The 14,350-nt window shown below is 30.4% G+C and carries 12 protein-coding genes and 1 riboswitch; of the genes, 9 read left to right on the top strand and 3 right to left on the bottom strand.

What is annotated here, in order from left to right:
* Positions 1-69: 69 nt before the first annotated feature.
* Complete coding sequence (locus BEE63_RS13030) at positions 70-2,070, bottom strand: sigma 54-interacting transcriptional regulator (RefSeq protein ID WP_066021795.1); 2,001 nt, start codon at positions 2,068-2,070, stop codon at positions 70-72.
* 392 nt (positions 2,071-2,462) lie between these two features.
* Here BEE63_RS13030 and ptsP point away from each other — a divergent pair, with 392 nt between their 5' ends.
* The 5 genes from ptsP (at position 2,463) to BEE63_RS13055 (ending at position 7,605) form a co-directional block, all read left to right on the top strand.
* Positions 2,463-4,082: a phosphoenolpyruvate--protein phosphotransferase gene (gene ptsP, locus BEE63_RS13035; protein ID WP_081312541.1), complete on the top strand. Its 1,620-nt coding sequence runs from the start codon at positions 2,463-2,465 to the stop codon at positions 4,080-4,082.
* Between the two features lie 237 nt (positions 4,083-4,319).
* Positions 4,320-5,555 (top strand): tetratricopeptide repeat protein, encoded by a 1,236-nt coding sequence (locus BEE63_RS13040; RefSeq protein WP_066021796.1) that lies wholly within the window; start codon positions 4,320-4,322, stop codon positions 5,553-5,555.
* Positions 5,556-5,676: 121 nt separating this feature from the next.
* Positions 5,677-5,994, top strand: coding sequence for a thioredoxin (gene trxA / locus BEE63_RS13045; protein WP_066021797.1), 318 nt, complete (start codon positions 5,677-5,679; stop codon positions 5,992-5,994).
* Between the two features lie 15 nt (positions 5,995-6,009).
* Positions 6,010-6,858, top strand: coding sequence for an NAD(P)/FAD-dependent oxidoreductase (locus BEE63_RS13050; RefSeq protein ID WP_066021798.1), 849 nt, complete (start codon positions 6,010-6,012; stop codon positions 6,856-6,858).
* A 474-nt stretch (positions 6,859-7,332) separates the two neighbouring features.
* Positions 7,333-7,605 (top strand): transposase, encoded by a 273-nt coding sequence (locus BEE63_RS13055; RefSeq protein ID WP_066021799.1) that lies wholly within the window; start codon positions 7,333-7,335, stop codon positions 7,603-7,605.
* Positions 7,606-7,792: 187 nt separating this feature from the next.
* On the opposite strand, the gene BEE63_RS13060 is transcribed toward BEE63_RS13055, so the two are convergent.
* Complete coding sequence (locus BEE63_RS13060; RefSeq protein WP_066021800.1) at positions 7,793-8,374, bottom strand: cell wall hydrolase; 582 nt, start codon at positions 8,372-8,374, stop codon at positions 7,793-7,795.
* Between the two features lie 3 nt (positions 8,375-8,377).
* Positions 8,378-8,499, bottom strand: a riboswitch (cyclic di-AMP (ydaO/yuaA leader).
* A gap of 45 nt (positions 8,500-8,544) precedes the next feature.
* Complete coding sequence (locus BEE63_RS13065; protein WP_066021801.1) at positions 8,545-9,504, bottom strand: hypothetical protein; 960 nt, start codon at positions 9,502-9,504, stop codon at positions 8,545-8,547.
* 147 nt (positions 9,505-9,651) lie between these two features.
* Here BEE63_RS13065 and cdaA point away from each other — a divergent pair, with 147 nt between their 5' ends.
* From cdaA to ptb, 4 genes are all read left to right on the top strand, one after another.
* Entirely contained in the window at positions 9,652-10,497 is an 846-nt protein-coding gene (cdaA, locus tag BEE63_RS13070) for a diadenylate cyclase CdaA (RefSeq protein ID WP_066021802.1), read from the top strand.
* Positions 10,470-11,681 carry a CdaR family protein gene (locus tag BEE63_RS13075; RefSeq protein WP_066021803.1) on the top strand — a complete coding sequence of 404 codons (1,212 nt, stop codon included), beginning with the start codon at positions 10,470-10,472 and terminating at the stop codon, positions 11,679-11,681. Before cdaA ends, BEE63_RS13075 begins: the two co-directional genes overlap by 28 nt.
* 15 nt (positions 11,682-11,696) lie before the next feature.
* Entirely contained in the window at positions 11,697-13,325 is a 1,629-nt protein-coding gene (locus BEE63_RS13080) for an NAD(P)/FAD-dependent oxidoreductase (RefSeq protein ID WP_066021804.1), read from the top strand.
* 108 nt (positions 13,326-13,433) lie between these two features.
* Positions 13,434-14,339, top strand: coding sequence for a phosphate butyryltransferase (gene ptb, locus BEE63_RS13085; RefSeq protein ID WP_066021805.1), 906 nt, complete (start codon positions 13,434-13,436; stop codon positions 14,337-14,339).
* Positions 14,340-14,350 lie beyond the last annotated feature (11 nt).

Genomic DNA, 14,350 nt, shown 5'->3' on the forward strand with positions numbered 1-14,350 from the left:
AGTGAATAAATAAAAAAGTGAGGTATAGAGTTTCTAATTAAGTATCTGTAGAAACTCTATACCTCACTTTTAAGCTTCTATATTATATTTTTTACATTTCAAGGATACAGTTCTATGAGTTATGCCTAAGACTTTTCCAACTTTGTTATAGCTTTTATATTTTTTCATCGCTATAGTTAGAATTCTTTTCTCATAATCCTCTAATTTCAAAATTGGACTTTCATCGTCAATTTTTATGACATCATTTTTGGAATCGATATTTGTTATATAAAAAGGTAAATCTTTTAAAGTTATTATGCCGCTGTCACACATATTTATAGCTCTTTCAATAATATTTTCAAGTTCTCTTATATTGCCTGGCCAATTATAATTAATAAAGCACGCTAGACAGTTTTCTTCAATTTTTATTATTGGTTTATGAAGTCGTGCACTTATTGTTTTTATAAAGTGTTCAACAAGTAAATTTATGTCTTCCTTTCTTTTTCTGAGAGGAGGAAGCAGTATAGAAATTACGTTAAGCCTATAATACAAGTCTTCTCTAAATTCACCTGTTTTAAGCATTTCCTCAAGATTTCTATTTGTTGCAGCAATAATTCTAACATCAACTTTCTGTGTTACAAGGCCTCCCACACTTTCAAATTCTTTTTCTTGAAGAACTCTTAAAAGCTTAGGCTGCATTGATTTTGGAATATCTCCAATTTCATCAAGAAATATTGTTCCTGTATCTGCTATTGCAAATTTTCCTGGTTTAGTTTTAATAGCGCCTGTAAAAGCACCTTTTTCATATCCAAAAAGTTCACTTTCAATTAAATTTTCAGGTATTGCTGCACAATTTACCCTTACGAATGGCTTATCCTTTCTTGGACTATTATTATGTATTGCCTTTGCAATAAGTTCTTTACCAGTACCACTTTCACCTCGTACTAAAACGGTAGAAGTGGAATTTGAAGCTTTATCAGCAGTAATTAAAACATCTTTAAGAGAACTACTACTTCCTATTATACTGTCAAAGGAACTATTGAGTTTACTATGTCTTTTTAGTTCCGTCTTATAGTAATTAAGTTCTTCTTCTGATTTTTCAAGTCTTTGTGCTATATTTATAATTTCATTTGTTTCCTTTGAAATTGAAATTACACCTTTAAAAGTTTTTCCTATAAAGATTGGTACTACAGTACATATTATATCTATATTGTTTTTATGATATAGTATATTTTCTATAGGTACCTTTGATTTAAAGACCTTCATTCTGTATCCATCTGGTGAAACATCTATAAGATCTTTTCCAAGTACATCACTTGATTTAATGTTAAAATAGCTTTCATAGCTTGGATTTATATAGGAAATTTTTCTGTTCTCGGCCACGAAGCATATGAGATCATGTGAAGTTTCTAGTATTTTTTTGAAACGCTCATTAAGTTCCTTAAGGCCTATTAGCTCTGAAATATCTTGAAATACACAGAGGGCTCCAATTACTTTATTTTTTGAAAGTATTGGACAACAATTTGATATAACTATATGCTTATTTATGTGCTGTGTTTTCCCAAGCTTTTTTTCTTTGGTCTTCATAACTTCAGGCATGTCTGAAGTTGGAACTATATCCAATATTGGAACTCCGATTACGGTACTTATTTTTTTATCCAGAATGTTTAATCCATAATCGTTTATAGAAGTTATATTACAATTTATGTCTACGACAATTATGCCCATAGGTATATTTTCAAGTACATTTTCATTTACTATAGTATTTTCTTCAATTATTGCGTCTATATTTGAAAAAGATTTTATATTGTCATCTAAATTTTTAGTTATATAGTTACTTAGTTCTATAACGGCTCTTTCTCCGCTGCTGCTGTCTTCAAAACATGATATTTCAATTAGTTCATTTTCTTTTATTTTAAGTGAAAGTAAAGCCAGCATACTTATGGCGATAGGATCTTTAGAACTCATCTTTCTTACATAAAGATTTATCCCGTACTGTTCTTTTAATTTAGATGATTTATGTACAATCATTGCAGCTATCCTGGTATGGACTCCATTTTTTATATTTACTGTGATGCAATTTTTAAACATAATACATTTCTCCTATAATAACTATTGATAAAAAGTATCAAGACAACCTAAAAAGCATGATAATTTTTATCAACTATATTTTACACCTAAATTAGGGGAATATCTATATAAAAAGTGGTGAAAATAATTATAACACTAATGATTGTAAAAATAATTGATAAAAAGTATCAAGCACATATGGATAATTTATGCAATTTAAGTTAAGATTTTATATAAAAAATTTACATGTACATAAAAATACATGCACTTGAATATGTTTAATATAGGCATTGCCTTAGTATTTAGTGTTAAGTTTTTTTAACGTAAAAAAATTGTCAAGTGGAATCTTATAACAGTTGGCATGATAATTGCTATATAAATTAGTGTAATAATATATTGTTAGGAGGATTACGATGATAAAAAAAGGAATATCTGCCTCAAAAGGATATGCAATAGGACACGTTTTTATTAAAGCAAATAATAAAGTGGAAATAGTTGAAAAAAAGATAAGTGATATAGATGGTGAAAAAAATAGACTTAATGCAGCGATAGAAAAATCAAGAGCTCAGCTTACAAAAATTAAAGCCAAAGCTGAAAAGGATTTAGGCGCTGATAAAGCAGCAGTATTTGAAAGCCACATGATGTTTCTTGATGATCCTGAATTTGTTGGTTCAGCAGAAAATATAATATCAGATGAAAAGATAAATGCTGAAAAAGCACTTGAAAATGTAATAGATAATTATGTAAAAGTTTTTGCAGGTATTGAAGACGAGTACATGAAAGAAAGAATAGCTGATGTAAAAGATGTTGGAAATAGAATTATACAAAACCTTTTAGGAAATGATATGACAGGTCTTGCTGATATAGATAAAAATACAGTTGTAGTTGCACATGATTTAACACCTTCAGATACAGCTCAACTTGATAAAAATAGAGTAATTGCATTTTTAACTAACATAGGTGGAAGAACATCTCACAGCGCTATAATGGCAAGAACACTTGAAATACCAGCAGTTGTTGGACTTCATGACATAGTAGAAAACGTTAAAAATGGAGATACTATAATAGTAGACGGAGCAGAAGGCGTTGCTATAATAAATCCTGATGAAAAGACAATAAAAGAATACGAAGCTAAAAAGGTTGAATATGAGAAGCAGCAGGAAAAATTAAGAGAGCTCATAAATGTAGAAACAAGAACTAGAGCAGGAAAAAGAGTAGAGGTTTGTGGAAACATAGGAAAGGCTAAAGATGTTGAAGCTGTACTTAAAAATGGCGGAGATGGAGTAGGTCTTTTCAGAACAGAATTTTTATACATGGATAGAGATGCAATGCCTACAGAAGATGAGCAGTTTGAAGCATATAAAACTGTAGTAGAAAAAATGAATGGTAAAACAGTTGTAATAAGAACACTAGATATAGGTGGAGATAAAAAACTTTCATACTTACCTCTTCCAGAAGAAATGAATCCATTCCTTGGTTTTAGAGCAATAAGACTTTGCCTTGGAAGAAAAGATATATTTAAAGTTCAATTAAGAGCACTTTTAAGAGCTTCTGTATATGGAAATTTAAAAATAATGTTCCCTATGATATCATCACTTGAAGAATTCTTAGAAGCTAAAGAAGTTCTTAAAGAATGTATGGGTGAATTAAAAGCCGAAGGAAAGAAATTTAATGATAAACTTGAAACAGGAATAATGGTTGAAATCCCAGCAGCTGCTGTAAACTCAGAAGAACTTGCAAAATACGTTGATTTCTTTAGTATAGGAACTAATGACCTTATACAATATACTTTAGCAGCAGATAGAATGAATGAGAAGGTATCATACCTTTATAACCCAATGCATCCTGCTGTACTTAAGTTAATAAAATTGACAATTCAATCTGCACACAAAGAAGGAAAATGGTGTGGAATGTGCGGTGAGATGGCTGGAGATGAAAAGGCAATACCAACATTAGTAGAGTATGGTCTTGACGAATTCTCAATGAGTGCGTCTTCAATCTTAACTGCAAAAGAATTGATTATGAAAGCCTAAAAAATCATTTTAATATATAAAGTTTTTTGCATTAATTTATAAGGATGGATAGTAGAAATATTATTCATCCTGTTTTTTTATCTATAAATAGTTTTTTTATTGTCTTTCAATGGGATATTTTTCTATTAAAACCCCAAACTTTTATATTAAGAATAGAGTAAATATATTTCCTGCTACTACGATAAACAATAATATGATATATTAGAAAGAGTACATAAAATAAAAAAGGTGATATTGGTGAATAAATCTAAAAAAAATTATAAAAAGGCACTTTTATGTTTTCAAAAAGGATATATAGATAAGGCTATAAGTTTATGTGAGAAAAGTATATCAATTGATATAAGAAATAATGCTGCACTTGATCTTAAGGGAATGCTCCTTTACTTTAAGGGTAATTTAGATGAAGCAAATGCTATTTGGAAACTTAATGCGTATAATAATAATGATGGAGCAGCAAAAAAATATTTAGAGGATATTTCGGATGATAAAAAAAGATTGAATTATTATATTAAAGCGCTTAAGTGTATAAAAAGGGTTGAAATAGAAGAGGCACTCGAGTTTTTAGATGAATGTTCCAAGAGTTCTTATAATTGTATAAATGTTAATAATAATATGGCGTTGTGCTATATGAAGCAAGGAAAGTATCAAAAAGCCATCTCAAAAATTGAAGATGTACTTAAAATTGATATAAATAATGAAATGGCATTAAAAAACAAAAAGGAACTTGTACATCTTGGAATTATGAAAAATAGAATTGATACAGGTAAAATTTTTAAAACTCTTACTGCTATTATTATAGTGATTGTTATGATATTTGGAGCATTTGAGGCAAAGAATTATATTAAAAATAGAAAAGTTTCAATTAAAAAAACACCGTCTAAAAAAATAATTAAAAAGGAGACACCAAAGAGTAAAGTAAAAACTCCTATTAAAAAGAAAAAGGTTGTAAAGCAGGAGATTTTTAATGGCTCAGAACTTCAGAAAGCAGTTGATAATAAGGATTTTAATAAAATTTATGAATATGAGGAAAAGTGGAAAGATAAAAGTAGTCTTGGAGTAAATGACAAGGTTTTAATATCAAAGGCTCTAGATGTACTTACAAGTGATGGAGTTCAATATTTTTATAAGAATGGTACAAATCTTATTCAAAATAAAGATTATGAAGGTGGAAAGCAAAGTCTTTTAAAAGCATATAAGTATGGAGAAAAAAGTTATCTTTATTCTGATATAATTTATTTTTTAGCAGAAGCATATAAGAATACTAATGATGCTCAGAATGCTATAAATTATTATAGTATGTATGATCAGAAGTTTTCCAAAGGAAGTTATGAGGAAACTGTTTTATATAATCTAGCTATTTTGAATAAGGATGTAAATATAGAAGCTGCTAAAAGATATGCTAATAAGCTCTCAAATAGTTATCCTGAATCAATTTATAACAATTCCAACATATCTGATATAATTAATAGGTAAAGTTATATTATAAGGATATTATGTTTATAATATATATGGGTAAAAATTATTGACATTATATTATTGAGTGGTAAAATATAATTACGTTATACCCTATAGGGGTATATAAGGAGGAATAATTATGGTAAAAGAAATTAATGATTCTATTTTTGATGAAGAGATAAAAAATTCAGAAAAGCCTGTAGTAGTTGACTTTTGGGCTCCATGGTGCGGACCATGTAAGATGCTTGGACCTGTAATGGATGAAGTATCTAATGAACTTGATAGCAAAGCAAAATTTGTAAAGGTAAATGTTGATGATAATCCAGCAGTAGCAGGCAAATTTAGTATAGCAAGTATACCTACAGTTATGATCTTTAAAAATGGAAATCCTGTCGATACTTTAGTTGGCTTCAGACCTAAACAGTCAATTGTATCGTCTATAGAAAAACACATATAGGTATAGGACTTTAAAATGGAGAGATACGATATAGCCATAATAGGTAGTGGACCAGCAGGGTTATCGGCAGCAGTAAATGCTAAGGTTAGGAATAAGAAAATTATTGTTTTTGGAAACAAGAATTTGAGTAAGAAATTAGGCCTAGCACCTGTTATAAATAATTACCTCGGTTTTTATGGAATAAAGGGCGATGAATTAAAAAGTAAATTTAAAGAACATATAGATAAGTTAGGTATACAAATACAAGATTTAAAGGTAAACAATATATATGCCATGGGAGAATATTTTTCTATAATGACCAGTGGCGAAACTTATGAAGCATCAAAAGTTATACTTGCTATGGGTATGGAACACACTAAACCATTAAATGGTGAAGATAAGTTTTTAGGTAGAGGTGTGGGCTATTGTGCCACTTGTGATGCTCCTTTGTATAAAGATAAAGTTGCGACAGTAGTTGGCTATAATAAAGAAGCGGAAAGTGAAGCTAATTATTTAGATGAAATTGCATCTAAGGTTTATTATGTTCCTATGTACAGAGATGAGTATAAATTGAATCCTGGCGTAGAACTTGTAAAAGATGCTCCTGTAGAAATTGTCGGAGATAAAAAAGTAGAAAAGCTAAAGCTTAAGTCAAATGAAATTGAGACGGATGGAATATTTGTATTAAAGGACAGCGCTCCTCCAGAACAACTGGTTCCAGGGCTAGAAGTTGAAGATGGTCATATAAAAGTAAATAGAAAGATGGAAACTAATATAGATGGCTGCTATGCGGCAGGAGACTGCACAGGAAAGCCTTATCAGTATATGAAAGCAGTTGGAGAAGGACAGGTAGCGGCACTGAATGCCGTGGAGAAATTAAAATAGCAGTGCATTGGAACATTAAAAAAACTCTATAAATCTAAGGTGGAAAAATCGTAAATACTAAGAAATTTCAATAACTCGCTGAAAAAAAGCTCAGACAAATTGAAATATCTAAGTATTTTACGATTTTTTCACCAAGATTTATTAGAGTTTTTTTAAATTGTTCCAAAGCACTGCTATTTTAATTTAGGAGTAAAGCAAGGAAGATTTTCTTCCACTGCTATCATATACGAGGTTTGGTCAGATCACATTATCTTTCTTTATCATCGATAGGCACTTTTTAAATGATGTGATACTTTAGCTGAGAATGTTATTTTTATTTACGGTTTATAGGTGCTTTAAAATAATATGGTGTTAAATGATAACATTGTGCTACTCGTCAGTAGGTGTGATGGTGGTGCGAAAAGTTAATTTATAATATTGTAGATATGAAAAACAGAACACATTAAAATATAGATAAGAGAAGGGTGTGTTTATATGTTAACAGGGAAAAAGCACTATACAGATGAATTTAAAAATAGAATAGTAGAACTCTATAATTCTGGAAAGACAATTACAGAATTAAGTCGCCAATATTCTGTGGCAAAATCAACAATAAGCGGTTGGGTTAAAAAGGGGAAAACCATAGTTATAGACGATAATACAACTATTACATTAGAAGAGTATAACAAATTATTGAAAAAGGTATCACAGTTAGAAGAAGAAAAAGAAATATTAAAGAAGGCTATGGACATATTTTCAGAAAAGTAGCTATTATAATATTTAGATTTACACCTAAAATTCCGTAGGCACGGAGGAATTTTTTCATTGCTTTACCCTCAAAAATAAAATAACAATATTGCAGAACGATTTAAATAAAATTTAATACATCTTAGAATTTTACTATTTAGACTTTTAGATGTATAAATTTTATTTAATGTTCTGCAATATTGTTATTCTATTTATATGTTCTAAAAAATACGTGATTGCCTATAATTTTTACATTTTCTTTTTGTATGTTATTCATCCATGAGGATGTTGATATTCTCGGGTTATAAAAATATACAGCTTTGGGAGTTGGATCATTTCCATGTAAAGCATCCATAACTGCATTGTAGCATTCTTTATTTGGTGATACTGTTATTTTCCCATCTCTGATGCATGAAAAAGCATATTTTTGTTTAACTACATCGCCTATGGATTTAGGAAACTCTGGGTTTTGAAGTCTGTTTAGAATAACAGATGCTACAGCCACTTTACCTTCGTATGGTTCTGAGCAACTTTCAGCGTATACCACCTGTGCCATTAAATTAATATCATTATTGGTGATATAAATGGAATTGCCATTAGGATTAAAAACCTGAACAGAATCGACCTTTTCATCATATAAATTTTTCTCGACCTTTTCATCATTGACTGCTGATAAAGGTTTATAAAGAATTCCCTCCTTTGGTATAGAAAAAGTACTTGCACTACAAGAATTAGGAAAACAAAATCCAATTGAAACAAAAAGCATAATAGCCCAAATGAATTTTTTCATCAATATTCCTCCTTTTATTTTACGAGGTTAGCTGACGGATTCGGTAAAGGCACAAACCTACACATAAACATGTGATTCACCCCAAAAAATGGTTTCCCCGTGTTTTTTAATTCAGGCTAATGATATTATGCGCAAGATTATGAAAAAAATTCATATAAATCATAAAAAATCTATTTGTACAGCTTGTTAAATTTATCAAAGTCCTCATTTGTTTTTTTAAATTTGTAATCTGAATCATTGTATAGTTTAGATATATCTGAGGCAGAAAGGTAAGTGTCAGATGAATTTTCTTCATAGGTTAGAGCAGATATAAAGTCTTTTATGTATAGTTTATAATCATTTACTGACTTTTTTAATGCACAGAAAACATCAACCTTATTTTGTGGAATAGAAAGGTTCGCTAAATTTTGTTCAAAATTACTTAAATTACTTTGGTTATCTTCTATTTGTTTAAGTGCGTAATTGTACGAGATCTTTTTATTTCTTGCTTCTTCTGCATAGAATTTAAAATTTGTTCGTATAGAATTAAATTCATTAGCCATAGTAGAAATGTTGGAATTAAATTCACTCAATTCAGAAGACGAAACGGCATTGTATTTTTTTAGTGCTTGTTTTTCAGCAAAATAATGTTTTGAATTGTATAAAAGAGCTGAAAAATTGTTGGTCGTAATTAGATCTTTTTTAAATGAATTCGTTTCTGAATATTTTTTTACGCAGAGTTTTTGATAGTTATCAAGTGAATTTATAGAAGAAGATAAGTTAGGATCATCTGGATTATCTATACATAAAATAAGCTGCTTGTAGGCGAGAATATTTTCAGTTATACCAGCATTTAAAGATGACATTATATATTTGTATTTGTTTATTACATGGGTGTGATTTATATCTTTTTTGATATTAAGAAGATAATGTATACTGTTAGATGCTTGTTTTTTAGTATCTTTTGCATCAAATTTTACTGATATATTATTTGCACTATTAATTGAAGTTGCAATTTTATTTATGTAGTTTTTGTAGTTCTCATAAGAATTTATTAGAATTATGTTATAGGCTATAAAAAACACAAGAGTGCATGCTAAAATTGTAGTAAAACTTATAAATGCTATTTTTTTATTGATAAAGTTTTTCACTGTTATATCACCTCTTATGTATATAGTTATGTAAAAAAACAATTATATATTCTTTTAATAAAAAATTATAAATTTAATCCATATAAATTTTCATTGTATAGTGTATAATTATAATTATAGTTAACTAATATGGTGGAGGTGAAAAATTTGGAAGTAATAGACATTATAGAAAATTCTCTTAAGGGATTAACTGTGTGGTCTGTAGTTGATATACTTGTTGTTACATACATATTTTATAAAATTTATAGTATCATGAGAGAAACCAGAGCTGTGCAGCTGTTAAAGGGAATACTTTTAATAATTTTATTGATACCTCTAAGTGAAATTTTTAATCTTACAATGCTTAATTGGATTTTACAGAGAACTATAACTATAGGTGTTCTCTCTATAATAATAATATTTCAACCGGAAATAAGAAGAGCTCTTGAACATCTTGGAAGAAGTGCATTTGCTGAAGGACATATTTTGCAGGATAGAGATGCAATAGATAAGCTGTTAAAAGAGATTATTACCAGTGTGAAAAATTTATCAGAGAGCAAAACAGGGGCACTTATTATAATTGAGCAGGCCACTGGTCTTGAGGATATAATAAGCTCAGGTACCAGAATTGATGCTATAGTATCATCGGCATTATTAGAAAATATATTTGTAGTAAATACACCTCTCCATGATGGAGCGACAATAATAAGAAATGACAGAATTGTAGCTTCAGGGTGTTTCTTGCCACTTACTTCGAATAATGACTTAAATAAAAAGCTTGGAACGAGGCATAGAGCGGGAATAGGAATATCAGAGAATTCTGATGCCTTAGTTCTAATAGTATCAGAAGAAACCGGAAATATATCACTTGCTATAAATGGAAAACTCACAAGAAATTATACCCCTGAAAAATTGAAAGAAATATTGATGAATATAATTATGAATAGGTACAGAAAGAAAATTACATTTTGGGAGAAGGTGAAAGGGTGGACACAAAAACAAAAAAAGAAATAGTAGTTAGGATTATGTGTTTTTTGGCTGCATTTGGTTTGTGGATGTACATTACTAACTATGAAAATCCTATTAAAACTTATAAAATTAAAAATATTCCAGTTACAATAAATAATACTGATTCCCTTAAGTCAAGTAATCTTACCCTTGCACCTAATCAAAAATTTGAAATTACACTTACAATAAAGGGTAATGCAGCGGATATATATAAAGTCAAAGCGGGTGAATTTAAGATAGTAGCTGATATCAGCTCTTATGCGGTAAAGCAAGGTGAAAATAACATACCTGTCCAAATAATAAAATCTCCTGATAATGTAAATGTTGTTCAAGGAGATAACATGTGGGTGAGTGTAAGAGTAGACAAAATAGAGAAGAAAAGTGTTGCTGTAGCTGTAAAAAAGCAAGGAAAAACTACTTATTTAACAGAACTTTATGAAGCATTTTCAAATCCATCTAAAGCTAATATTTCTGGAGCATCTGAGGCAGTCTCTACAGTAGATCACGTAGAGGCAACAGCGGTTATTAAAAGTGAAGATGAAGATACTTTTACAAGTAAAGCTAAGCTTACAGCTATTGATGCTAAAGGAAATATTGTAAATGGCGTTGAAATAGAACCTAAGAATATAGATATAACTTTGACTAAAAGAAGGAAAGTTAAAAGTGCAGCCATAAATGTAGTAACTACAGGGCAGCCAGCCAATGGGGTAAAGATAAAATCCATAACTCCAAGTATATCAAATATAGAATTGGTAGGAACAAACGATGGCCTTAGTAATATATCTTCAATCAATACAGAAGCTATAGATTTGTCAAAAATTTCTGCTGCACAAACTTTAAATGTAAAACTTGTAGTTCCAGATGGTATCAAACTTGCTAATTCCGATAATACTGTGAGTGTAAATATAGTAACAGATAATATTATACAAAAGAGCTTTAGTGTTAATATAAGCACGGTAAATTTAGGAGCAAATTTAAAATCACAAATGGCAAGCAATACTGTAGGGGTAGTTGTATCTGGATATCAGTCGGTTATTAACGGCATAAAGGATGGAGATATAAAAGCTTCTGTGGATTTAAGTAATTTAAGTGAAGGAACGTACAGCCTTCCAATAAATTTAACACTGCCTTCAGGCGTTACAAAGGTTTCACAGACGACAGATAAGATTAATGTTACTATAACAAAATAAGGAGAAAATTATTATATGATACGAATTAATAATATAATTTTAGATATAGATGAAGATGAAGAAAATATAAGGAAAAGGGCAGCAAAGAAGCTTAAAATTTCAGAGAAGGATTTTGAAAAATTTAAAATTCTAAGGGAATCTATAGATGCAAGAAGGAAAAACACTATAAAATTCAACTATTCCGTTGAGGTAAAGTGTAAAAATGAGGATAGAATAATATCAAAGATTCACGGAAGAGATGCATTTATTGAAAAAGATAAGCCGAAAGAAAAATTTCAATTTGGCCACGAAAAACTTAAATCTAGACCTGTAGTTATTGGAATGGGACCATGTGGAATGTTTGCTGCTTTAACACTTGCACAGAATGGTTATGCACCAATTGTTATCGAAAGAGGAGAAAATGTGGATGACAGAACAAAGACTGTGGATAACTTTTGGAAAACTGGTGAATTAAATACAGAGTCAAATGTTCAATTTGGAGAAGGTGGAGCTGGAACCTTTTCTGATGGTAAGCTTACCACGAGGATAAAGGATTCTAGGTGCGGTTTAGTTCTTGATGAATTTGTAAGCTGTGGGGCACCGGAGGAGATAACTTATTCGGGAAAACCACATATAGGTACGGATATATTAAAAAAAGTTGTTAAGAATATACGAAAAAAGATAATAAATTTAGGCGGAGAAATAATTTTTAACAGTAGACTAGAGGATATAATTGTAAAAAATAATGCTATTTGTGCAGTTGTGGTAAATGGCGAAGAAATACCTGCCGAATGTGTAATACTGGCAGTAGGTCACAGCTCTAGAGATACGTATGAAATGCTCTATAAAAAAGGAGTGTTTTTAGAACCAAAGCCTTTTGCTATAGGTGTTAGAATAGAGCATCCTAGGGAGTTTATAAATGAAAGTCAATATGGAAAATATAAAGATCATCCAAGACTTAAAGCAGCGGATTATAGGTTGTCACATACTACAAAAGATAAAAGAGGAGTATATAGTTTTTGTATGTGCCCTGGAGGAGCAGTTGTTGCTTCATCATCAGAACAAGAAAGACTTGTATGCAATGGTATGAGCAATTACAGAAGAGATATGGAAAATTCAAATGCAGCTATTGTTGTAACGGTTAAGGAAGATGATTTTAAAAATGCAATAGGACTTTATAACAAAGATATAAGTGATAAAAATCCTCTTATAGGTATGGAATTTCAAAGATATTATGAGCATCTTGCCTATTTAAATGGAGGAGGAAATTATAATGCACCGATTCAGCTTGTAGGTGATTTTATGAAGGATACCGTATCTACTAAAATAGGAGGCGTTAAGCCGTCATATACTCCAGGATATAAGTTTGCAGCATTATCTAAGTGTCTTCCTTCGTATGTTATTAGCTCTTTAAAAGAGGGAATGATTGATTTTGACAAAAAAATAACAGGATTTATGTATAATGATGCTGTTATGACAGGAATTGAAACAAGAACTTCTGCACCAGTAAAAATAGTTAGAGGTGAGAACCTTGAAAGTATTTCATTACAAGGCTTGTATCCTTCTGGTGAAGGGGCTGGCTTTGCAGGCGGTATAATATCTGCTGCAGTTGATGGAATTAAATCAGCAGAAAGTATAATGAAGAAATATAAAATAAATATATAAAAATTTTCAGAAAAGCTTAACTTAATGTGAAAAGTTTGTTAAAATATAAATGAGCACGTTAATCATTTAACATGGGTATATTAAAAATTAAAAGGGAGTGTACGAACTGTGATTAAGAGTTTTGATGAAATAATCATGAAAGTAAAAAGTAAAGAAATGAAAAAGGTTGCTGTTGCTGTAGCACAGGATGCACCTGTACTTGAAGCAATAAGAGATGCAAAGAAAAATGGCATTGCAGATGCTATTCTTGTTGGAGATCATGATGAAATCGTATCAATAGGACTTAAAATAGGACTAGATGTAAATCAATTTGAGATAGTAAACGAGCCTGATGTTAAAAAAGCAGCTTTAAAGGCAGTAGAGCTTGTATCAACAGGAAAAGCAGACATGGTAATGAAAGGACTTGTAAATACAGCAACTTTCCTAAGATCTGTATTAAACAAAGAAGTTGGACTAAGAACAGGAAAAACTATGTCCCATGTTGCAGTATTTGAAACTGAAAAATTTGATAGACTTTTATTTTTAACAGATGTTGCTTTTAACACATACCCTGAATTAAAAGAAAAGATTGATATAGTAAATAATGCAGTTAAAGTAGCACATGCAATTGGAATAGAAAAACCAAAGGTAGCACCAATATGTGCTGTTGAGGTTGTAAATCCTAAGATGCCTGCAACACTTGATGCAGCAATGCTTTCAAAAATGAGTGATAGAGGACAAATTAAAGGATGCGTAGTTGATGGACCTTTAGCATTAGATATAGCTTTATCACAAGATGCTGCAAAACATAAGGGCGTAACTGGAGAAGTTGCTGGAAAAGCAGATATCTTCTTAATGCCAAACATAGAAACAGGAAATGTAATGTACAAAACTTTAACATATACAACTGACTCTAAAAATGGTGGAATACTTGTTGGAACTTCTGCTCCTGTTGTTTTAACTTCAAGAGCTGACAGTCATGAAACAAAGATGAATTCTATAGCACTTGCAGCATTAGTTGCAGGTAATAAATAATATAGTGGGGG

It is taken from the genome of Clostridium pasteurianum, from assembly GCF_001705235.1.
In the GTDB taxonomy this organism is placed as follows: Bacteria; Bacillota; Clostridia; order Clostridiales; family Clostridiaceae; genus Clostridium_S; species Clostridium_S pasteurianum_A.

Excerpts from the sequence above, each read along its gene's own strand:
- BEE63_RS13060 (WP_066021800.1), bottom strand. The coding sequence starts at position 8,374 with ATGAAAAAATTCATTTGGGCTATTATGCTTTTTGTTTCAATTGGATTT.
- BEE63_RS13080 (WP_066021804.1), top strand. The coding sequence starts at position 11,697 with ATGATACGAATTAATAATATAATTTTAGATATAGATGAAGATGAAGAA.
- ptsP (WP_081312541.1), top strand. The coding sequence starts at position 2,463 with ATGATAAAAAAAGGAATATCTGCCTCAAAAGGATATGCAATAGGACAC.
- BEE63_RS13055 (WP_066021799.1), top strand. The coding sequence starts at position 7,333 with ATGTTAACAGGGAAAAAGCACTATACAGATGAATTTAAAAATAGAATA.
- BEE63_RS13050 (WP_066021798.1), top strand. The coding sequence starts at position 6,010 with ATGGAGAGATACGATATAGCCATAATAGGTAGTGGACCAGCAGGGTTA.
- trxA (WP_066021797.1), top strand. The coding sequence starts at position 5,677 with ATGGTAAAAGAAATTAATGATTCTATTTTTGATGAAGAGATAAAAAAT.
- BEE63_RS13030 (WP_066021795.1), bottom strand. The coding sequence starts at position 2,070 with ATGTTTAAAAATTGCATCACAGTAAATATAAAAAATGGAGTCCATACC.